Origin of the sequence: Acidovorax delafieldii, from assembly GCF_007993815.1 — a bacterium.
Classification (GTDB): domain Bacteria; phylum Pseudomonadota; class Gammaproteobacteria; order Burkholderiales; family Burkholderiaceae_C; genus Acidovorax; species Acidovorax delafieldii.
In genome coordinates, this window is the sequence record NZ_VJWE01000014.1 from 45,702 (window position 1) to 66,005 (window position 20,304).

Consider the following 20,304-nt stretch of genomic DNA (forward strand, 5'->3'; position numbering starts at 1 on the left):
CTCCTCGGTGTTCTTCATTCAGGGCCGGGTGCCCTGTGGCTCAGTGGTTGCCCAGGTAAAGCTGCGCCATGCGCTCATCGGCCAGCAGCCCCTGCGCCGGGCCTTGCAGCACGCAGCGCCCCTGGTCCAGGATGTAGCCCTGCTGGCTGATCTGCAGCGCCTGGCGCGCGCGCTGCTCCACCATCAGCACCGCCACGCCTGCGGCGGGCAGCTTTTGCACCATGTCAAACACCTTGCCCACCAGCGAGGGCGCCAGCGCTGCCGTCGGTTCGTCCAGCACCATGATGCGGGGCGACGGCATGAGTGCCCGCGCAAAGGCGAGCTGCTGGCGCTCGCCGCCCGAGAGGTTGCTGGCGGGCTGAGGCAACCGTTCCACCAGCGCCGGGAAGTCGGCCAGCACCTCGTCCATGCGGCGCTTGATGTTTGCCACCCCGCGCACCACCAACAGGTTCTCGCGCACGGTGAGCGACGGGAACACATTGGCCACCTGCGGCACGTAGGCCAGCCCTGCGTCAAAGCGGTCTTCGGCCGACAAGGCTGTGATGTCGCGCCCACCCAGGTGGATGGTGCCCGCCACGCGCGGCAACAGGCCCAGCAGCGCCTTCACCAGCGTGGATTTGCCCGCGCCGTTGGTGCCTGCAATGGTCACGATCTCGCCCGGCGCCACGGCCAGGTCAATGCCGTGGATGATGTCCACCTCGGAATACCCGCCGCGCAATTGCGCGATCTGCAGCAAGTTGTTTGCGCCGCTCATACCACCCCTCCCATGTAGGCTTCCTGCACACGCGGGTCCTCCAGCACCGTGTGCGGGTCGCCCTCGGCCAGGATGGAGCCCCGGTCCATCACGATCATGCGGTTGGACAGCGACTTGAGCGCCTGCAGGTGGTGCTCGATCACGATGAACGCAATGCCCTGCCCGTTCAGCTCGCGCACGCGGTCACAGATCTCTTCGATCAGCACCGGGTTCACCCCGGCAAACGGCTCGTCCAGCAAGATGCAGCGCGGGTCCAGCATCAGCACCCGGCCCAACTCCACCAGCTTCTTCTGCCCGCCCGACAAGCCCCCCGCCTTCACATCGCGCACCCGCGCCAGGTTCAAAAACTGCAGGATGCGGTCCGCCTTGGCAGACAACCGCGCCTCGTGCTCGCGCAGACTGCGCGTCTGGAAGAAGGCATTCACCAGCCGCTCCCCTTGCGGGTTCGCGGCAGCGGCCATCAGGTTCTCGTGCACCGTGAGGCTCTTGAACTCGCGCGGAATCTGGAACGTGCGCACCAGCCCCAGCCGCGCGCGGCGGTAGGGGGGCATGCGGGTGATGTCCTGCCCGTCAAACTCGATCTGCCCTGCATCCGCTGGCTGCTGCCCGGCAATGGCGGCAAACAGTGTGCTCTTGCCCGCACCGTTGGTGCCTGCAATGCCCAGAATCTCACCTGCGTTCAATTGCAGCGACACACCGTCCACCGCCTTGAAGCCCCCGAATTGCCGCGTGACGGCCTCCACCTTCAGCATCGTTGTTGCGGTCATTGGGTTTTGCCTCCAAACAGGCCGTTGGGCTTGTACAGGGTGACCAGAATCAGCGCCAGGCCCACCGCAGCCAAACGCAGGCTGGCCATGCCAACTTCTGACACGCCCGGCACCCAGTCCTTGGCAAAGCGCGAGCCCTCCAGAAACACCATGAGCAGCAACGAGCCAAACACCGCACCGCGCACCGTGCCCGAGCCGCCCATCACCAGTCCCATCCACACATAGAACGTGATGAGCGGGATGAACTGCTCTGGCGTGATGAAGGTGATGAAGTGCGCATAGAACGCCCCCGCTACACCCGCCAGCGCCGCCCCCAGCATGAACACCTGCACCTTGAACCAGGCCGGGTCCTTACCCAGGGCCGACAACGCGGGCTCGTCGTCGCCAATGGCCTTGAGCAGCCGCCCAAACGGGCTGGCCGCCAGGCGCACCGTGCCCCAGGCCACCACAGCAACCACCGCCAGCAGTGTGGCAAAAATCGCCATGTCCGACACGCCGCTGCCCCAGGACGCAAACAGCTTGGGCAAGCCGGGCAAGCCCTGCACGCCCTTGGTCAGCCAGCTTTCTTGCTGGATGGAGATGCGCACCGCCTCCGAAAAGCCCAGCGTCACGATGGCCAGGTAGTCATCCCGCAGTCGCAGCGACAGCAGGCCAATGGGCAGCGCCAGCAAGCCCGAGAGCACAGCCGCCGCCACAAAACACAGCACCAGCGGCACGCCTTGCAGCGCCAGCAGGCCCGAGGTGTAGGCGCCCACGGCAAAGAACGCCACGACGCCAAAGTTGACCAGCCGGGTCAGGCCGAACTGCAAGTTCAGGCCCAGCGCCAGCAGGCAATAGATAAGCGCAACGATGCCAATGGCACACAGGTAAGCAATCATCGGTCGAACTCCTTACCGCACCAGTTGCACGCGGCCCATGATGCCCGCCGGGCGCACCAGCAGCACCAGGGCCAACACCATAAACGACAGCACCAGCTTGTATGACGGCCCCATCAGCGGCACCGCCAGCTCTTGCGCCACACACAGCAGCAGCGCACCCAGCACCGCGCCCACCGGGCTACCGATGCCGCCCAGCACCATGGCGGCAAACGCGGGGATCAGGCTCTCCCACCCCATCTCGGGGCTGACCACGGCCTTCATGCCCAGCAGCACGCCACCCAGTGATGACAACGCGCCCACCAGCAGCCACAAACTAAGCATCAACCCATTGGCGCGGATGCCGCTGGCGCGTGCCAAGTCCGCACTGTCGGCCACGGCGCGCAGTTGGCGGCCAAAGCTGGTGCGGTAGATCAGCACAAACACCACCAGCAGGCAAACGGCGGCCACCGCCGCAATGGCCAGGTCCGTGGGCAACACGCGAATGCCACCAAAGTTCCAGGCGCGCACCAGGGGCAGGTCAAACGTGCGCTGGTCATGCCCGGCAAAAAAACCGATCAGACTGCGCAGCAAAAACCCGAGGCCAATGGCCGCGAGCATGGACGACACCATGGGCCGCCCGGCCAGCTTGCGAAAGATCAGCGTGTACGAGCCCGCCGACACCACGGCCGTGACCAACATGCTGATGAGCGCCGCCGCCCACAGCGGCCAGCCCCCCAACAGCTGCACCGCCACGGCAGCGTAGGCGCCGGTGGTGAGCATGTCGCCCGTGGCTGCGTTGGGAAAGCGGTTGACGCCCATCACCAGGGTCATGGCCAGGGCAGGCAGTGCCACCACCAGGCCTTCGATCAATCCGTTGATCAGCAGGTTTACAAAGTCGATCCAGGTCATTGCGTCATTCCGTCATCCCATGCACATCTGCGCTGTGCGCCGCAAAAAAATGCCCGGGGCCTGCACCTGGCAGGCGCACCGGGCGCGGTCCATCACATCGTGATGGACACCACGTCGCGCCGCACCAGCTGGCCCTTTTCGATGATGAACACGCCAAAGTCCGGCGTCACATCACCCGCCTTGTCAAAGTCCAGCTTGCTCGATGCGCCTTCGTAGTTCACCTTGGCCTTCTTGGCCAGTTGCGCCTTGCCTTCGGCAAAGGTGAACACGGCCGTGCCGGGGGCGTTGGAGACATCGCGCATCTTGGCGTTGATCTGCTCTACCGTGGCCTTGGGACCAGCAGCCTCCATGGCCAGCGCCAGCGAGATCACCATGTCGTACGCCATGGCGGCGTAGATGTTGGTGGAGGCCGCCTTGCCCGTGGCCTTGGTGAAGGCCGCGTCAAACTGGGCGTAGGAAGCGCTCTTTTCGTTGGACACCGTGTCCACCGAGATGATGCCCTCGCACACCTCTGCGCCCAGGGCCTTCACCAGATCGGGGTTGGCCGCCCAGCCGGGGATGATCCACTTGGTATCGGCACCGGACTGGAACCACTCGCGCAGGATGATGGTGGTGTCGGGCAGGTACGAGCCCATCACGATCACATCCGGCTTGGCGGCCAGGATCTTCTGCAGCTCGCTGCGGTAGCTGGGGCGGCTGGGTTCGTAAGTGACATGGGCCGCCACCTTGCCGCCGCGTTTCTCCCAGGCCTTCGTGAAGCCTTCCACGTTGCCCAGGCCGGATGCGTTGTTGAACGCCATGGTGGCCGGGCGCTTGAAGCCGCGCTTGGTGCAAATCTCGGCAAAGGCCGCGCCAAAGCGGTCGTTGGTGGCCTGAAAGCGCCACACCAGGTCCTTGGTGTCCAGCGTGGAAATGGCGGGCGCGCCCGACACGTTCATCTGGATGATGCCTGCCGCGTCGGTCAGCGGCATCACTGCCAGCGTCACGCCCGAGGCCCAGGTGCCCAGCACCGCCTGCACCTTGTTCACCTCGATCAGCTTCTTGGCGGCCAGCACGGCCGCGTCCGGCTTGGTCTGGTCATCTTCGGTGAAGAGTTCGAGCTTGCGTCCACCCGCGCCGCCCGCGGCATTGACCTCATCCACTGCCAGGCGGATGGCCTGCTGCATGCCCGGGCCGTAGGGGCTGCCTGCGCCGGTGATGGGCGTGAGCGAGCCAATCCGAAACACCTCACCTTGCTGGCTGAAACCGATGGAGGGAAGGAACTGCAGAGCCGCTGCGGCGCCGCCGAGCTTGACGAAATTTCTACGTTGCATGGTGATCTCCGGTAGGGGGATGGGATGGGGGTGAGGGGGTGAAAGGGACTCAAAGGGTGTTCTTGACCCACACGCCGTCCTTGGCGATGGCGCGAATGCGCTCGCCCTGGTTCAGCAGGCAGGTGATGTCGGTGAGCGGGTTGCCATCGACCAGCAAGATGTCGGCAATGGCACCGGCCGTGACTTCGCCCAGCTGGCCTTGCTGGCCCAGAATCTCCGCGCCAATCAGCGTGGCCTGTTGCAGCACCGGGCCATTGCCCAGAATCTCCGCGCGCAGGCGCAACTCGTCCGACTGCAGGTAATGCGTCTCGGCCAGCAAGTCGCTGCCCAGGCCCATCTTCACGCCCGCCTTGGCCAGGATCTCGATGGCCTGCTTGCCCTGCCCACGTACCGAATCGATCTTGGCAATCGACACCGCAGGCAGGCCATAACGCTCGCCCTCGTTGGCCAGGCCCTCGTAGGTGATGAGCGTGGGCACCATGAAAGCGCCCATCTCGGCCATGAACTCTGCCGTCGGCACATCCACCAGATTGCCGTGCTCAATGGTGCGCACGCCGCAGCGCACGGCGCGGGCAATGGCGCGGGGCGTGTAGGCGTGGGCCATGACATAGGTGTTGGCATTGGATGCCTCTTCCACAATGGCGTGCAGCTCGGCCTCGGAATAGCCCAGGTTGCCAATTGGGTCGTTGGGCGAGGCCACGCCGCCCGAAGCCATCACCTTGATCTGTGTGGCGCCCTTCAGAATTTCTTCACGCACCGCCAGGCGGCAAGCATCCACGCCATCGACCACGCGGCCGATGTTGCCCAGCTTGTAGGCGCACGAACACACATCCAGGTCATCGTTGCGCTGGCGGAAATCCGCATGCCCGCCGGTTTGCGACAACGCCTTGCCCGCAGGGAAGATGCGTGGCCCCTGCACCAGCCCCGTGCGCACCGCCTCGGCCAGCGACCAGTCGGCGCCGCCCGCATCACGCACGGTGGTAAAGCCCCGCTCCAGCATGCCCTTCATGATGGGCAGCGAGCGCATCATGGTGAACACGTTGGGCATCTTGGCCACGGCGCCCAAGTTGAACGAAGACGCCACCACGTGCACGTGGCAGTCGATCAGGCCGGGCATCAGGGTCATGCCCTTGGCGTCGAGCGTGGTGGTCCCTTCTGGCACCTGCAGGTCGGTGCCTACCGCCGCAATGCGGCCGTCCTGCACCAGAACGGACAGGCCGGTGCGCAGTGTGAGTGCGTGGACATCCAGCACACGGCTGTTTTCAATCAACAAAGAGGTCATGAGATTCGTCAAAGTGGGCGCGATGGCTTCAAAATTACTCATAGCCTGCTTTTTCAGAGGGCCATGAAGACCATCAAGCATCCATCTGGTGCATTGCAGCATCTACAGAGTGTGGCGCTTGACACGTTGCTGTCACAGGACGCATTTATCGGGCCAATTGACCTTATCCGCAACGCCTAAAATCTCACCATCCCATGAGCCCTACTCATACCCCCTAGGCCACATCTATGCGCCGCCTGTGCCCCACCATCTCTGAGCTGAACGCCTTTCACTCCGCCGCCAAGCACCAGGCCTTCACCATGGCAGCGCGCGAGCTGTGCGTGACACAAAGCGCCATCAGCCGCCACATCGCGGCGCTGGAGGACTACCTGGGCCAGAAGCTGTTCATCCGCAAAGCCACCGGGCTGGAGCTGACCGAGGCGGGGGCCACCTACCTCAACGCCACCCGCCCGGCCATGGCCGCGCTGGAATCCGCCACGGCACAGCTCATGTCTTACGGGGGCGATGGCGGCTCGCTCAACCTGTCCGTGCCGCCCACGTTTGCGGCGCAGTGGCTGTTTCCGCGCCTGGGCCACTTCAAGCGCACGCTGCCGCAGGTGTCGCTGAACTTTGTGCGTTACCAGCACGCGCACGACTTTGCGACACCGCATGAATTCGACGCGGCCATCCAGTACGGCTACGGCAACTGGCCCAGCGCCAATGCGCGCTACCTGATTGGCAAGGAAACCAGCATCGTGTGCAGCCCGCAACTGCAGGCCGCCCTGCCCCTGAACACCCCGCAAGATTTGATGCGCGCCACACTGCTGCAGCACATTGAGGTGCCCCTGGCCTGGCAGGACTGGATGGAAGCACACGGCCTGGACACCAGCGCCAGCCGGTTCGGGCCGGGCTTCAACCTGTATTCACTCATCATCCGCGCAGCGGTTTCAGGCTTTGGTGTAGGCATCGTGCCCACCTGCCTGGTGGAAGACGAATTGCAGGCAGGCACTCTGGTAGAGCCCCTGAAAGACCGCTTTGACAGCCCGCTGGGCTACTACCTGTGCGCGCCCACGGCACGCACCAATTTGTCGGTGTACCGGCTGGTGGCGGGGTGGCTGGAACACTGCTGCAACCATGCCGAGGGCACCGCGGCGCCAGCCGCCACGCCCTGCATTTTCTGCAACCCCCAGGCCTCTGCAGCGGGCTAGGGCCTGTTCACACTATTTTTGCCAGTGCGAAGGCCTCCACTCGCGGGTCTGCCTCAGGCGAACAACCCTTTGTACTGATCCCGCAGCAGGTTCTTTTGCACCTTGCCCATGGTGTTGCGCGGCAGCTCGGACACCACAAAGCACTTCTTGGGGATCTTGAAGTTGGCCAACTGCGACTTGAGCTGGGCCACGACGGCATCGGCATCCAGCTTGGCGCCGGGTTTGGCAATGACCACGGCCACGCCCACTTCGCCAAAGTCAGGGTGCGGCACGCCGACCAGGGCGCTTTCGGCCACACCGGGCATGTCGTTGATGTAGCCCTCGATCTCTGCGGGGTAGACGTTGTAGCCGCCGCTGATGATCAGGTCTTTGCTGCGGCCCACAATGTGCACGTAGCCGCGCTCGTCCACCTTGCCCACGTCGCCGGTCTTGAAGTAGCCATCCTTCGTGAACTCTTCGGCGGTCTTTTCGGGCATGCGCCAGTAGCCCTTGAACACGTTGGGGCCCTTGACCTGGATGCCGCCGATCTCGCCCACGGGCAGGTCTTTGCCATCATCGCCCTGCACACGCAGGCTCACACCCGGCAGGGGGAAGCCCACGGTGCCGCCACGGCGTTCGTCCTGGCCCTGGTAGCGCTGGTCGGCGCTGTAGGGGTTGCTGGCGAGCATGATGGTTTCGCTCATGCCGTAGCGCTCCAGGATGGTGTGGCCGGTGCGTTGCTGCCATTCCTTGAAGGTTTCGATCAGCAGCGGTGCAGAGCCTGCGATGAACAGGCGCATGTTCTTGACGGCCTCTTTGGTCAGGCCGGGCTCGGCCAGCATGCGCACGTACAGTGTGGGCACGCCCATGAACACGGTGGCGCGGGGCATGGCGGCGATGACGGCCTTGGGGTCGAACTTGGCCATCCAGATCATCTTGCTGCCGTTGATGAGCGCGCCATGGATGGCCACGAACAGGCCGTGCACGTGGAAGATGGGCAGCGCGTGGATGAGCACGTCGCCCTTCTTCCACCCCCAATAGTCCTTGAGCATGACGGCATTGCTGAGCATGTTGCCGTGCGTGAGCATGGCGCCCTTGCTGCGGCCGGTGGTGCCGCTGGTGTACAGGATGGCGGCCAGGTCGTCGGCGCTGCGGGACACGGCCTGGTGCTCGTCGCCGTAGTGCGCTGCACGCTCCAGCAGGCTGCCGGTGCGGTCGTCACCCAGGGTGAAGACATGCTGCGTGCCCAGGGTGAAGGCAATCTTGCTGACCCAGCCAAAGTTGCCGGGCGAGCACACCACCACGGCCGGCTCGGCGTTGCCGATGAAGTATTCGATCTCGGCGCTTTGGTAGGCGGTGTTGAGCGGCAAAAAGACGTAGCCCGCACGCAGCGTGGCCAGGTACAGCGCCATGGCTTCGACCGACTTTTCGACCTGCACGGCCACGCGGCTGCCTTCGGGCAGCTTGAGCGACGCAAGCAGGTTGGCGATGCGGGCGCTGGCGCGGTCCAGATCGCGCCAGGTGTAGAACAGCGGGGTGCCGTCTGCCGCCGTGGTCTCAACGGCAGTGCTGTCCAGGTCGGACGGGAACGCGGCGCGCAGGGCGCTGAAGAGGTTGTGTTGGCTCATGGCTCAGACTTCAATGGGCTGGGTGGCTGGGTTGAGAGGTTGGGACCGACTGAATGGGAGAAAGCGGGGACGGAGGCGTCGGTCAGAACACCGGCGCGCGCTTGTCCAGAAAGGCAGAGATCCCTTCGCGGTGCTCGGCGCTGGCGGCGTAGGCATAGGGGTCGGCAGGGCCATTTACTATGTTTTCAATAGCAGACAAGGCATGATTCTGTAGCGCTACAGGCGCTTTCAGCGCCCGAAACGTCTGTTTGTTCATGCGGGCGGCCTGGGGCGCCAGCGCGGCAATGCGCTGGGCACTGCCCAGGGCTTCGGTGGCCACCATGTCGTCGGCCACCACGCGGCTCAAAAAGCCGCGTGCCAGCATGTCGGGAGCGCTGAAGGTGGCGGCCTCCAGCAGCATCTGGCGTGCGGTCACGTCGCCCACTGCACCTGCCACCAGCTGCGCCTCGCGCGGGGCCATCGGAAAACCCAGCTTGGCAATCGGTGCGCCAAAACGCGCGCCATTGCCCGCCACCCGGATGTCGCAGCAGCTGGCAATCTCCACGCCTGCGCCCATGCAGGCGCCGCTGATCTGGGCCACGATGGGCACGTCGCACTGAAGCATGGCATTGAGCCCGCCCCACACGTCGTTTTCATGAAAGTCGCGCAGCGCGGCCGCATCAAAACGGAAGCCGGGGTACTCCGAAATGTCTCCGCCCGCACAGAACGCCCCGCCCTCGCCCGCGATGAGCACACAGCGCGCATCGGCAGAGCGCTGCACATCTTCAAACACCGCACGCAACTGCCCCCACATGGGCCGCGACATGGCGTTCAGCCGCCCGGTGTGGCGCAGGGTGACATGCACCACCCCGCCCTCACCAGCATTCATCAACACTTCACCCGACATCCTGGTATCCATTTCCTTCACATACCGCCCACGACCTTCTCACCCCGCCATGCCATCGCCAGCGCCACCGTGGAACTGGCTTTGGCAGGCCACGGATGGCGTTCTCCTTGGGGGTTAGTCCAGCTTTGCGCCAGACGCCTTCACCACCGCCGCCCAGCGCTTGACCTCGCTGCTCACAAACGCGCCAAACTGCTGCTGCGTCATGCCGCCGTAATCCGCGCCGTTGCTGGCCCACACGGCCTTGAGTTCATCGGCGGTGCCCAGGCGCTTGATCTCGTCCACGATGCGGGCCTGCACGTCGGCCGGTGTGCCTTTGGGCGCCCACAGGCCGTACCAGGTGGTCACGGTGTAGTCGGGCAGGCCCACTTCGGAGGCGCAGGGTACGTCGGGGAATGCGGGGTTGCGCTTGGCGCCGGACACCATCAGCGCCTTGATACGGCCGCTCTTGATGTGATTGGCTGACGAGCCCAGGCCGTCGAACATCATGTCCACGTTGCCGCCAATGAGATCCTGCAGCGCGGGGCCCGCGCCTCGGTAGGGGATGTGGGTGATGAAGGTGCCCGTCTGCTGCTTGAACAGCTCACCCGCCAGATGGTGCGAGGTGCCTGCTCCGGCCGAACCGTAGTTGAGCTTGGCAGGGTTGCGCTTGATGTAGTCCAGAAACTGCTTGAAGTTGGTGGACGGCGTCTTGGGATTGACCACCAGCACCTGGGGCACGTTGGCCAGCAACGCCAGGGGAATGAAGTCTTTCTCGATGTCGTAGTCGAGCTTGGGGTACATCGCAGGGGCAATCGCGTGGTGCACGGCGCCCATGAACAGCGTGTAGCCATCGGGCGCCGCCTTGGACGCAATGCTGGCACCCAGCGTGCCCCCGGCGCCACCCCGGTTGTCGATCACCAGCGTCTTGCCCGTGCTTTTGGAAAACTGCGCAGCCAGCGGCCGGGCAAACGCATCGGTGCCGCCACCGGCAGGGAACGGCACCACCACCGTCACGGGCTTGCTGGGCCAGGTGCTTTGGGCCCAGCTGTTGCTGCTGGCCAAGCCCAGGCCTGCAGCCGCCGCGCCGAGCAATACACCCCGGCGTTGGATTCGCAAATCAGTCATTCCTTGTCTCCTGTCGTTGTAAAAATACGCGGTCACTGGTCCGCCCGGCATCTTGCCGGTCGCCCCGTCAGTCGCGGCAAAGGCTGTCGATGTCCCCCGACACTGGCACCTTGCCCTGCGCAAGCAAGCTGCGATGCTTGTCGATGCGCTTCAAGTCGTACAGGTAGTTCACCATGAGCCCGTACGATTGTTTCTGCCCCTTGCTGGACGGGTCACCCGCCCAGTTCAGGCGCTCTACCCGCGCGCCGTTGCCCAGGTGGAAGCGGGCCACAGGGTCTGCCGGTTTGCCCTCTTGCAGCTCGCGGCCCAGATAGTACGCGGCGCATTCCAGCAGCATCTGGCGCACGGGGGATTTGGCGTCCAGCTCCAGCGCTTTGTCCACCGCCCCGAGCAAATGCGTGGCCTGCGGCGGCTCGAAGCCCACCGCGCGGCCCAGCTCGCTGCGGCGCTTGTCGTCCAGGCGGTCCAGCATGGCCCCTGCATGTTTGCCCAGCCAAGCGCGGAAACCCGGAATGGGCGACAGCGTGGCGAAGGTGCGCAGGCGCGGGAACTCGGCCGTGAGCGTTTCCACCACATGCTTGATGAGCGAGTCGCCAAAGCTCACGCCGCGCAGGCCTGTTTGCGTGTTGCTGATGGAATAGAAGATGGCCGTGGTGGCCCGTGTGATGTCCACGGGCGCAGCGGCCTCGTCCAGCAGCGGCGTGATGCTGGACGAGATCTTGTCCACCAGCGCCACCTCCACAAAGATCAGCGGCTCGTTGGGCAGGCGTGGATGGAAGAAGCCATAGCAGCGGCGGTCGCTGTCCAGGCGGTTCTTCAGGTCGGCCCAGCTGCGGATGTCGTGCACGGCCTCATACTTGATGAGCTTTTCGAGCAGCGAGGCGGGCGAGTCCCACGACAGCCGGCGCAGCTCCAGAAAGGCCACGTCGAACCAGGTCGAAAACAGGTGCTCCAGCTCGGCATCGAGCGGCAGCAGGCGCTTGTCGGCCTTGAGCAGCGGCAGGATTTCTGCGCGCATGTCCACGAGAAAACGCATGCCCTCGGGGAACGCCGAAAACCGCTGCAGCAGCCGCGTGCGGGGCGATACCAGCGCACGGCGCAGGCTGATCTCGGCCTGCCCTTCTTCGGCCGTGCCCGCCGCCGCTTCGTAACGCTGGCGGGCCGACTTGAAGCGCGTGGCATCCGGTGCGAACTGCTCGCACATCAGCAGCCACATGTCGCGCCTTTCCTCGGGCTCGGCCTTCGCATACCAGTCGGCCACGGCCTGGGCGCGGCGGCCGCCTTCGATCTCGCTCACCTGGGGCGCCACCACCTCCTGCAGGTCGGCCAGCAGACGGCGCAATGCGCGGGGCGACAACGCCTCCTGGCCGCGCCGCAGGGTGGCCTGCAGACGCTCGTTGGTAGAACGCGGCACCGCGACCTTGGCGACCACATCGGTCACGGTTTTGTCGAGTGAGGCCTTGGCAGACTTGTCGGCGGTCTTGTCCCCCGCCTTGTCGGCGGCAGGCGCGGCAGTGCGCAGGCGTGACACGCTGCGGGTGATCCATTCGGGAGTGCTGTTGATCATGGGGTCAACCTCGATTGCTGGTTGCGGGCTACATCGCGCAGCGCATCGCGCTGGCGCAACAGATGGGTGCGCATGGCCTCCTCGGCCGCGTCGCAGTCGCGCGCCTTGAGCGCGGCAAACACGGCCAGATGCTCTGCCAGGCTTTGCTGCATGCGCCCGGGGGCATGCAGCGTCTTGTGGCGTGCCAGCCGCAGGATCTTGCGCAGGTCGCCAATCACCTGGGCCAGCCAGCGGTTGTCCGCCAGCGTGATGAAGGCCTCGTGGATGGCGTAGTTGGCTTCGTAGTAGTCGGTCATGCGCCCATCGGCCGCGCACTGTTGCAGGCGCTCGTGCAGCAGCTCCAGCGCGGCAATGTCGGCCGCCACGGCCTTGCGCGTGGCCTCGTGTGCGGCACGCCCCTCCAGCAACGCGATGACGGGAAAGATGTTGTCCAGATCGCTCTCGGTGACCTCGGCCACAAAACAACCCCGGCGCGGCTCATGGCGCAGCAGCCCCTCGGCCACCAGCACCTTGAGCGCTTCGCGCAGCGGGGTGCGCGAGATCTCCAGCCGCTCGCACAAGGCAGCTTCGTCCAGAAAGCTGCCGGGCGGCAAGGCGCCCGCAAAAATCTGCTCCCGCAGCCGGGAGGCGACTTCGTCGTGCAGTGAATTCGGGACAGGACGCATGTAAAACAAGGCTCCAGGGCACCAACCCGCGAGGCATCGGCTGTCAGCGGCAGAAGCACGGCGCAGGCCGATTGCCTGCAACACACCATTAACAGCTGACAACAGAGGCGATTGCCTCGCCATGTGTGTAATTTCTCATAATTACGCAAAATGACAAGGTGTAAACCCTGATTTGCAGGCTTTGGTTACACAAAAGACGGCGACTGCGGTGGTTGCGCAACGCTGCGTGCCAAATAGCAGCAAGGGTGGCGAACTTTGCTGCTGGACCCAAGACACCGTCGTTGGGTGATCAGCCCCGGGCCAGATGAGCTGCCGAGGGCGCAACACCCGCTGCGCCCACCGCACGGTCGCCCCGCCCTCGCGCCCCTCCCCCGCTTCACTCCACGCCCGCAAAACCTTCCACCAGGTGGTCGATCCACACCCGCAGCTTGGCGGGCAGAAACCGGTGGGACGGGTACAGCACCCAGGCCGTGCCCGCGTACGAGGTCTTGTGCTCCCAATCGGGCAACACGGTCACCAGATCACCCCGCGCCAACGCAGCGCGCGCAGTAAAGCCCGGCAGGCTGGCAATGCCCAGGTGGCTCAGCGCAGCCTCCAGTCGCACCTCGCTGTGGTTGGCCACATAGCGCCCGCGCACGGCCACCGTGGCGGATTCGCCTGCGCGCTCGAAGCGCCAGTGCCGGTCGCGCTCGTCCTCGCCCAGTGTGATGCAGGCGTGGTGCTCCAGGTCGCGCGGGTGCTGGGGGTGGCCCCGCTCAGCCAGGTAATGCGGGCTGGCGCAGGCCAGGTGGCGCAGGGTCGCCAGCGGCCGCCCGGCCAGGCCCGGGGGTGGCGTGTCGGTCACGCGCAGGGCCAGGTCGATGGGTTCCTCGAACAGGTCCACCGTGCGGTCGGTGATGAGCAGTTGCACATCGACCTCGGGGTATTTCTGCAAAAACGGCAGCACCAGGGGGTGAACGAGTTGGCGCCCCACCGCCTTGGCCATGCTCATGCGCACCATCCCCGATGGCGCGGCAGAGTGGGTGTCGCTCAGCGCCCACACCTCGCGCGCGGCAGACACCATGTCCTGGCAGCGGCTGTAGACCGCCGTGCCTGCATCGGTCAGCCGCAGCTTGCGGGTGGTGCGCTCCAGCAGGCGCACGCGCAGCGCCCCTTCCAGCCGAGCCACCTGGCGGCTGACCGCCGACGGGGTGATGCCCAGCTGCCGCGCGGCGGCCGAGAAGCTGCCCGCATCCACCACACGCGCAAACACCGCCATGTCGGGGAGGCTGTCCAGGGGTTGATTGATGCGCATGGGGAACAAGTGCAGTTCTTTGGCAGCGATTATCAATGCATGGACGCAAATTGATAATTTCCCCAGCCCATCGCCGCCACGCGCGGCGCCCCACAGCCTCCCCCCCAATCTGCGTCCCATGTCACACACCCTGCCCCTGTCCGCCCCTTCCCCGCTGGCCCCGCGCCTTTCTGACCTGGCCTTGCTGCTGGTCGCCGTGGTGTGGGGCACCAGCTATGGCGTGGCCAAGGGGGCCCTGGTGTTCTACCCGGTGCTGGGTTTTTTGGCCGTGCGCTTCCTCCTGACCTTTGTGGTGCTGCTCCCGGCCCTGCTGCGCGCCACTGCGCCCGAGCGGCGCGATGCGTTGGTGGCCGGCCTGCCGCTGGGTGGGCTGATGCTGGGCATCTTTCTGTGCGAGACCTTTGGCCTGGCGCTCACGCAGGCCAGCAATGCCGCGTTTTTGATCAGCCTGTGCGTGGTGTTCACACCGTTTGCCGAGTGGTGGCTGCTGCGCCAGCGGCCCGAGCGTGCGATGTTTGGTTTTGCCGCCGTCTCGCTGCTCGGCGCAGCCCTGCTCAGCGGGGGGTACACCGGCCAATGGGGTTGGGGCGACGCCCTGATGCTGGCGGCCGCCGTGCTGCGTGCCATCACCGTGTGCCAGACCACGCGGCTCACCCGTCGCCGCAACGCGCCCGTGCTGGCCCTCACAGCGGTGCAGTCGGGCGTGATCGGGGTGGGCTGCCTGGTGCTGGCGCTGGCTTTGCCGGGCAAGCTGCCCCCGCTGCCGTCGCTCACCCAAGCCAGCGCTTTCTGGTGGGCCTGCATTTACCTGGTGGCAGGCTGCACGGTGTTTGCCTTTGTGGCCCAGAACTGGGCACTGCGCCACAGCTCACCCACGCGGGTGGGCTTGCTGACCAGCAGCGAGCCCGCCTTTGGCGCGCTGTTTGCGGTGTTCTGGCTGGGGGAGCAGCTCAGCGTTACGGGCTGGGTGGGCGGTGCGCTCATCGTGGGCGCCGCCCTGTGGACGATGGCGCGGCGGGGGGATGCACAGCGTTGATCGCCTGCTTTCCCGCCACTCCATCCAATCACTACCAATTTGATAGCTGCTTGGAAATTAAACACCGGCGCTATCGCCCGTTTTTACCTTGAAACCAACGCCCCCACCGGCTGCCGCTGCGCCCACAGCCACATCGCTGCGCCACCCACGATCATGGGCACACACAGCCACTGTCCCATGCTCATGCCCAGCGACAGGATGCCCAGGAAGGCGTCGGGCTCGCGGAAATATTCGGCAATGAAGCGGAACACGCCGTAGCCGAACAGGAAAGCGGCCGCCACCTGGCCGGGGCGACGCTCCTTGCGCGCATACAACCACAGCAGGATGAACAGCAACAACCCTTCCATCAGGAACTGGTAGACCTGCGAAGGGTGGCGCGGCTGCATGGAGCCGCTGTGCGCAAACACCATGCCCCAGGGCAGATCAGGGCTGGCAAAGCGGCCCCACAGCTCGCCGTTGATGAAGTTACCCACACGCCCTGCCGCCAACCCCGTGGGCACGCAGGGCGCCACAAAGTCGGCCACCTGCAGCCAGGGGCGTTGGCGCGAATGGGCAAACCACAGCATCGAAACCACCACACCCAGCAGCCCGCCATGGAAGGCCATGCCGCCCTGCCACACGGCAAAAATTTCCAGCGGGTGGCTCAGGTAGTAGCCCGGCTTGTAGAACAGGCAGTAGCCCAGCCGCCCGCCAATGACCACGCCAGCCACCCCCAGAAAGAGGATGTCTTCCACATCCTTGCGCGTCCAGGCACCAGGCCCCGTGATGGAGGCAAAGGGCGGGTGCCGCAGGCGCCGGATGCCCAGCAACATGAACAGGCCAAAGGCCGCAAGATAGGTCAGGCCATACCAGTGCACAGCCAGCGGGCCGATCTGCAGGGCGACGGGGTCGATGTGGGGATAGGTCAACATGGTGGCGGGTATTGTGCCCGCGCTGGCGATGACCCCGCACGCAGGGTCGCCTGCCCCGGGCAGGACCACCGGGCGACCGCAGCCGCGCCAGGGCGATCCGCTGGAACTATACACCACGTTTCTGAGAAAAAAGCCGAGCAAGCGCTAGTCCGTCATGTGCCGACAGCTATCAAAAGTGGAGCAAAAAACAAAAAAGCCGCGCCCTCCAGGCGCGGCTTCGGTGCGGCGGCAGGGCTCCTGGCCCTGCAAAGCAACTCGTCAGTCGTCCAGCAGCGACAAATCGCGCACGGCGCCCTTGTCGGCAGACATCACCAGCTTGGCATAGGCCTTGAGCGCGGCCGACACCTTGCGCGGGCGAGGCTGCGCAGGCTTCCAGCCCTTGGCGTTCTGTGCTTCGCGGCGGCGGGCCAGCTCTTCATCGCTCACCAGCACGTTGATCGTGCGGTTGGGGATGTCGATGCGGATGCGGTCACCGTTCTGCACCAGTCCGATGGCGCCGCCCGCAGCGGCTTCCGGCGAGCAGTGGCCAATCGACAGGCCCGAGGTGCCGCCCGAGAAGCGCCCGTCCGTCAGCAGCGCGCAGGCCTTGCCCAGGCCCTTGGACTTGATGTAGCTGGTGGGGTAGAGCATTTCCTGCATGCCGGGGCCGCCCTTGGGGCCTTCATAACGCACGATGACCACGTCACCGGCCTTGACCTTGTCGGCCAGGATGTTGGCCACGGCCTCGTCCTGCGACTCGGTGACATGGGCCGTACCCTCAAACACCAGGATGCTTTCGTCCACACCGGCCGACTTGACCACGCAGCCGTCCACCGCAATGTTGCCGGTCAGCACGGCCAGGCCGCCCTCTTTGCTGAAGGCGTGGTCGTACGAGCGGATGCAGCCCTCGGCGCGGTCCAGGTCCAGGCTGGGCCAGCGCGTGTTCTGGCTGAACGCCACCTGGGTGGGGATGCCTGCGGGGCCCGCCATGTAGAAGGTGCGCACGGCGTCGTCCTGCGTGCGCACGATGTCCCACTGGTCCAGCGCCTCCTTCAGTGTGGCGGTGTGCACGGTGGGCACATCGGTGTGCAGCTTGCCCGCACGGTCCAGCTCGCCCAGGATGGCCATGATGCCGCCTGCGCGGTGCACGTCTTCGATGTGGTACTTGTTGGTGTTGGGCGCCACCTTGCACAGCTGCGGCACCACGCGCGAAAGGCGGTCGATGTCGGCCATGGTGAAGGGGATCTCGGCCTCTTTGGCAATCGCCAGCAGGTGCAGGATGGTGTTGGTGGAGCCGCCCATGGCAATGTCCAGCGTCATGGCGTTTTCAAACGCCTTGAAGCCCACCGAGCGGGGCAGCACGCGTTCGTCGTCCAGCTCGTAGTACTGCTTGGCCAGGTCCACGATGCGGCGGCCTGCGCGCTTGAAGAGCTGCTCGCGGTCGGCGTGGGTGGCCACCACCGTGCCGTTGCCGGGCAGCGACAGGCCCAGCGCCTCGGTCAGGCAGTTCATGGAGTTGGCGGTGAACATGCCCGAGCACGAACCGCAGGTGGGGCAGGCCGAGCGCTCGACCTCGGCCACATCGGCGTCGGAGTAGTTGGTGTCGGCGGCAATCACCATCGCGTCCACCAGGTCGAGCTTCTTGAACTCCATGACCTTGGTGACCGGGTTGGCCAGGCGGGTCTTGCCCGCTTCCATGGGGCCACCCGAAACGAAGATCACCGGGATGTTCAGGCGCATGGCGGCCATCAGCATGCCGGGGGTGATCTTGTCGCAGTTGGAAATGCAGACCATGGCATCGGCGCAGTGCGCGTTGACCATGTATTCGACCGAGTCGGCAATGATGTCGCGGCTGGGCAGCGAGTACAGCATGCCGTCGTGGCCCATGGCGATGCCGTCGTCCACGGCAATGGTGTTGAACTCCTTGGCCACGCCCCCAGCGGCTTCGATCTCGCGGGCCACCAGCTGGCCCAGGTCCTTCAGGTGCACGTGGCCGGGCACGAACTGGGTGAACGAATTGACCACCGCGATGATCGGCTTGCTGAAGTCATCGTCTTTCATGCCGGTGGCGCGCCACAGGGAACGCGCGCCTGCCATGTTGCGACCGGCGGTGGAGGTTTTGGAACGGTAGATGGGCATCGTGCTGGCTTCTGATAAATCGCTGGAAGGGAAGCGGGCCGGACTCATAAAGGCCCCTCGCGCGCCCGTGCAGACAACCTCTTGAGCCGTGCCGGGGGCAAACCTGTCAATTATCGCCCAGCCCCACCGGCCCGCCCGGGGCGGTGGCGTTGGGGATTGCGGGGGCAGCCCCCACGCGCTGCGACGGCGCTGGCAGAATGACCCATTCCGCTCCAGCCCCCAACCCCGAGACCAGGACGCCCCACGATGACCGACTCCAGCAAGCCCTCCGCACCCATCAACCGCCGCAGCGCCAACATCACCCAGGGCAAGTCGCGCGCACCCAACCGCTCCATGTACTACGCCATGGGCTACGAGGAAGGCGACTTCGTGAAACCCATGGTGGGCGTGGCCAACGGCCACAGCACCATCACCCCTTGCAACAGCGGCCTGCAGAAGCTGGCCGACGCGGCGATTGCCGGAATCGAAGAAGCGGGCGGCAACGCCCAGGTGTTCGGCACGCCCACAATCTCGGACGGCATGGCCATGGGCACCGAAGGCATGAAGTACAGCCTGGTGAGCCGCGAGGTCATCAGCGACTGCATCGAAACCTGCGTGGGCGGCCAGTGGATGGATGGCGTGCTGGTGGTGGGCGGCTGCGACAAGAACATGCCCGGCGGCCTGATGGGCATGCTGCGCGCCAACGTGCCCGCCATCTATGTCTACGGCGGCACCATCCTGCCCGGCCATTACCAGGGCAAGGACCTGAACATCGTGAGCGTGTTCGAGGCCGTGGGCGAGAACGCTGCGGGCAAGCTCAGCGACTTTGACCTGAAAGAAATCGAGAAACGCGCCATCCCGGGCACGGGCTCGTGTGGCGGCATGTACACCGCCAACACCATGAGCAGCGCGTTCGAGGCCCTGGGCATCAGCCTGCCCTATTCATCCACCATGGCCAACCCGCACGACGAGAAGATGAACTCGGCCAAGGAGTCGGCCAAGGTGCTGATCGAGGCCATCAAGAAGGACATCAAGCCGCGCGACATCGTGACCCGCAAATCCATCGAGAATGCCGTGGCTGTGATCATGGCCACGGGCGGCTCGACCAACGCGGTGCTGCACTTCCTGGCGATTGCCCACGCGGCAGGCGTGGAGTGGAGCATCGACGACTTCGAGCGCGTGCGCGTGAAGACGCCTGTGTTGTGCGACCTCAAGCCCAGCGGCAAGTACCTGGCGGTGGATCTGCACCGCGCAGGGGGCATCCCTCAGGTCATGAAGATCTTGCTCAATGCGGGCCTGCTGCATGGCGACTGCCTCACCATCGAAGGCAAGACGATTGCCGAGGTGCTGAAGGACGTGCCGGACGAGCCCCGCGCCGACCAGGGCGTGATTCGTCCTATCGACAAGCCTATGTACGCGCAAGGCCACCTGGCCATCCTCAAGGGCAACCTGAGCCCCGAAGGCGCGGTGGCGAAGATCACGGGTCTGAAGAACCCCGTCATCACCGGCCCGGCCCGCGTGTTTGACGACGAACAATCGGCACTGGAAGCCATCCTGGCGGGCAAGATCAAGGCCGGTGACGTGATGGTGCTGCGGTACCTGGGCCCCAAGGGCGGCCCCGGCATGCCAGAAATGCTGGCACCCACCGGTGCGCTGATCGGCGCCGGCTTGGGTGAGAGCGTGGGCCTGATTACCGATGGCCGCTTCTCCGGCGGCACCTGGGGCATGGTGGTCGGCCACGTGGCGCCCGAGGCCGCAGCCGGAGGCACGATTGCTTTCGTCAACGAAGGCGACAGCATCACCATCGACGCACGCCGGCTGCTGCTGGAGCTGAACGTGCCCGAGGCAGAAATCGCCAAGCGCCGCGCCGCCTGGACCGCCCCGTCCCCACGCTATACCCGTGGTGTGCAGGCCAAGTTTGCGTTCAACGCATCCAGCGCCAGCAAGGGAGCGGTGCTGGACGCCTATTGATTGCCGAGGCAAAAGACTGAAGGCCTGCGACGCAGCGGCCTGTTCTGCCCCAGCGAGGAATCGGCTGCGCCCTGACCCGCGTCTGACTGCAGCCGGG

The 20,304-nt window shown here is 65.4% G+C and carries 17 protein-coding genes; 3 read left to right on the top strand and 14 right to left on the bottom strand.

Translation table 11 applies throughout. From position 1 onward, the window contains the following. Nucleotides 1-40: 40 nt before the first annotated feature. The 6 genes from ATF69_RS14210 to ATF69_RS14235 all read right to left on the bottom strand — a co-directional run bounded on the left by ATF69_RS14210 (nucleotide 41) and on the right by ATF69_RS14235 (nucleotide 5,882). Entirely contained in the window at nucleotides 41-754 is a 714-nt protein-coding gene (locus ATF69_RS14210) for an ABC transporter ATP-binding protein (RefSeq protein ID WP_099730654.1), read from the bottom strand. Further along, on the bottom strand, nucleotides 751-1,521 hold the full coding sequence (locus tag ATF69_RS14215; RefSeq protein ID WP_146871364.1) for an ABC transporter ATP-binding protein: 771 nt from the start codon (nucleotides 1,519-1,521) through the stop codon (nucleotides 751-753). The genes ATF69_RS14210 and ATF69_RS14215 overlap by 4 nt, the downstream gene beginning before the upstream one ends. Next, on the bottom strand, nucleotides 1,518-2,399 hold the full coding sequence (locus ATF69_RS14220; protein WP_099741468.1) for a branched-chain amino acid ABC transporter permease: 882 nt from the start codon (nucleotides 2,397-2,399) through the stop codon (nucleotides 1,518-1,520). The genes ATF69_RS14215 and ATF69_RS14220 overlap by 4 nt, the downstream gene beginning before the upstream one ends. 12 nt (nucleotides 2,400-2,411) lie before the next feature. After that, complete coding sequence (locus tag ATF69_RS14225) at nucleotides 2,412-3,287, bottom strand: branched-chain amino acid ABC transporter permease (protein WP_146871365.1); 876 nt, start codon at nucleotides 3,285-3,287, stop codon at nucleotides 2,412-2,414. A gap of 92 nt (nucleotides 3,288-3,379) precedes the next feature. Then, complete coding sequence (locus ATF69_RS14230) at nucleotides 3,380-4,600, bottom strand: ABC transporter substrate-binding protein (RefSeq protein WP_099730657.1); 1,221 nt, start codon at nucleotides 4,598-4,600, stop codon at nucleotides 3,380-3,382. Between the two features lie 49 nt (nucleotides 4,601-4,649). Continuing rightward, a complete protein-coding gene (locus ATF69_RS14235) occupies nucleotides 4,650-5,882 on the bottom strand; it encodes a metal-dependent hydrolase family protein (protein WP_056064414.1) in 1,233 nt (410 codons plus the stop codon). A gap of 227 nt (nucleotides 5,883-6,109) precedes the next feature. Here ATF69_RS14235 and ATF69_RS14240 point away from each other — a divergent pair, with 227 nt between their 5' ends. Next, nucleotides 6,110-7,069 carry a LysR substrate-binding domain-containing protein gene (locus tag ATF69_RS14240; RefSeq protein WP_146871366.1) on the top strand — a complete coding sequence of 320 codons (960 nt, stop codon included), beginning with the start codon at nucleotides 6,110-6,112 and terminating at the stop codon, nucleotides 7,067-7,069. Between the two features lie 53 nt (nucleotides 7,070-7,122). Here the strand turns inward: ATF69_RS14240 and ATF69_RS14245 are convergent, their stop codons facing one another. The 6 genes from ATF69_RS14245 to ATF69_RS14270 form a co-directional block, all read right to left on the bottom strand. After that, nucleotides 7,123-8,676, bottom strand: coding sequence for a malonate--CoA ligase (locus ATF69_RS14245; RefSeq protein WP_146871367.1), 1,554 nt, complete (start codon nucleotides 8,674-8,676; stop codon nucleotides 7,123-7,125). A gap of 82 nt (nucleotides 8,677-8,758) precedes the next feature. Next, nucleotides 8,759-9,562, bottom strand: coding sequence for an enoyl-CoA hydratase/isomerase family protein (locus ATF69_RS14250; RefSeq protein WP_146871568.1), 804 nt, complete (start codon nucleotides 9,560-9,562; stop codon nucleotides 8,759-8,761). 114 nt (nucleotides 9,563-9,676) lie between these two features. Continuing rightward, complete coding sequence (locus tag ATF69_RS14255) at nucleotides 9,677-10,666, bottom strand: Bug family tripartite tricarboxylate transporter substrate binding protein (protein WP_056064424.1); 990 nt, start codon at nucleotides 10,664-10,666, stop codon at nucleotides 9,677-9,679. 67 nt (nucleotides 10,667-10,733) lie between these two features. Continuing rightward, on the bottom strand, nucleotides 10,734-12,233 hold the full coding sequence (locus ATF69_RS14260; RefSeq protein WP_116747442.1) for a malonyl-CoA decarboxylase: 1,500 nt from the start codon (nucleotides 12,231-12,233) through the stop codon (nucleotides 10,734-10,736). Continuing rightward, on the bottom strand, nucleotides 12,230-12,898 hold the full coding sequence (locus tag ATF69_RS14265; protein WP_056064427.1) for a GntR family transcriptional regulator: 669 nt from the start codon (nucleotides 12,896-12,898) through the stop codon (nucleotides 12,230-12,232). The genes ATF69_RS14260 and ATF69_RS14265 overlap by 4 nt, the downstream gene beginning before the upstream one ends. A gap of 376 nt (nucleotides 12,899-13,274) precedes the next feature. Further along, nucleotides 13,275-14,192, bottom strand: coding sequence for a LysR family transcriptional regulator (locus ATF69_RS14270; protein WP_146871368.1), 918 nt, complete (start codon nucleotides 14,190-14,192; stop codon nucleotides 13,275-13,277). Nucleotides 14,193-14,310: 118 nt separating this feature from the next. On the opposite strand from ATF69_RS14270, the gene ATF69_RS14275 reads away from it, so the two are divergent. Beyond that, nucleotides 14,311-15,228 (top strand): DMT family transporter, encoded by a 918-nt coding sequence (locus tag ATF69_RS14275; protein WP_146871369.1) that lies wholly within the window; start codon nucleotides 14,311-14,313, stop codon nucleotides 15,226-15,228. An 83-nt stretch (nucleotides 15,229-15,311) separates the two neighbouring features. Here the strand turns inward: ATF69_RS14275 and lgt are convergent, their stop codons facing one another. Continuing rightward, complete coding sequence (lgt, locus tag ATF69_RS14280; protein WP_056064434.1) at nucleotides 15,312-16,139, bottom strand: prolipoprotein diacylglyceryl transferase; 828 nt, start codon at nucleotides 16,137-16,139, stop codon at nucleotides 15,312-15,314. 258 nt (nucleotides 16,140-16,397) lie between these two features. Then, on the bottom strand, nucleotides 16,398-18,257 hold the full coding sequence (gene ilvD, locus ATF69_RS14285) for a dihydroxy-acid dehydratase (protein WP_146871370.1): 1,860 nt from the start codon (nucleotides 18,255-18,257) through the stop codon (nucleotides 16,398-16,400). Between the two features lie 246 nt (nucleotides 18,258-18,503). Between ilvD (ATF69_RS14285) and ilvD (ATF69_RS14290) the strand changes: the two genes are divergently transcribed. After that, nucleotides 18,504-20,207, top strand: a complete 1,704-nt coding sequence (ilvD, locus tag ATF69_RS14290) for a dihydroxy-acid dehydratase (protein WP_146871371.1) — start codon at nucleotides 18,504-18,506, stop codon at nucleotides 20,205-20,207. The last annotated feature ends 97 nt before the right edge of the window (nucleotides 20,208-20,304 follow it).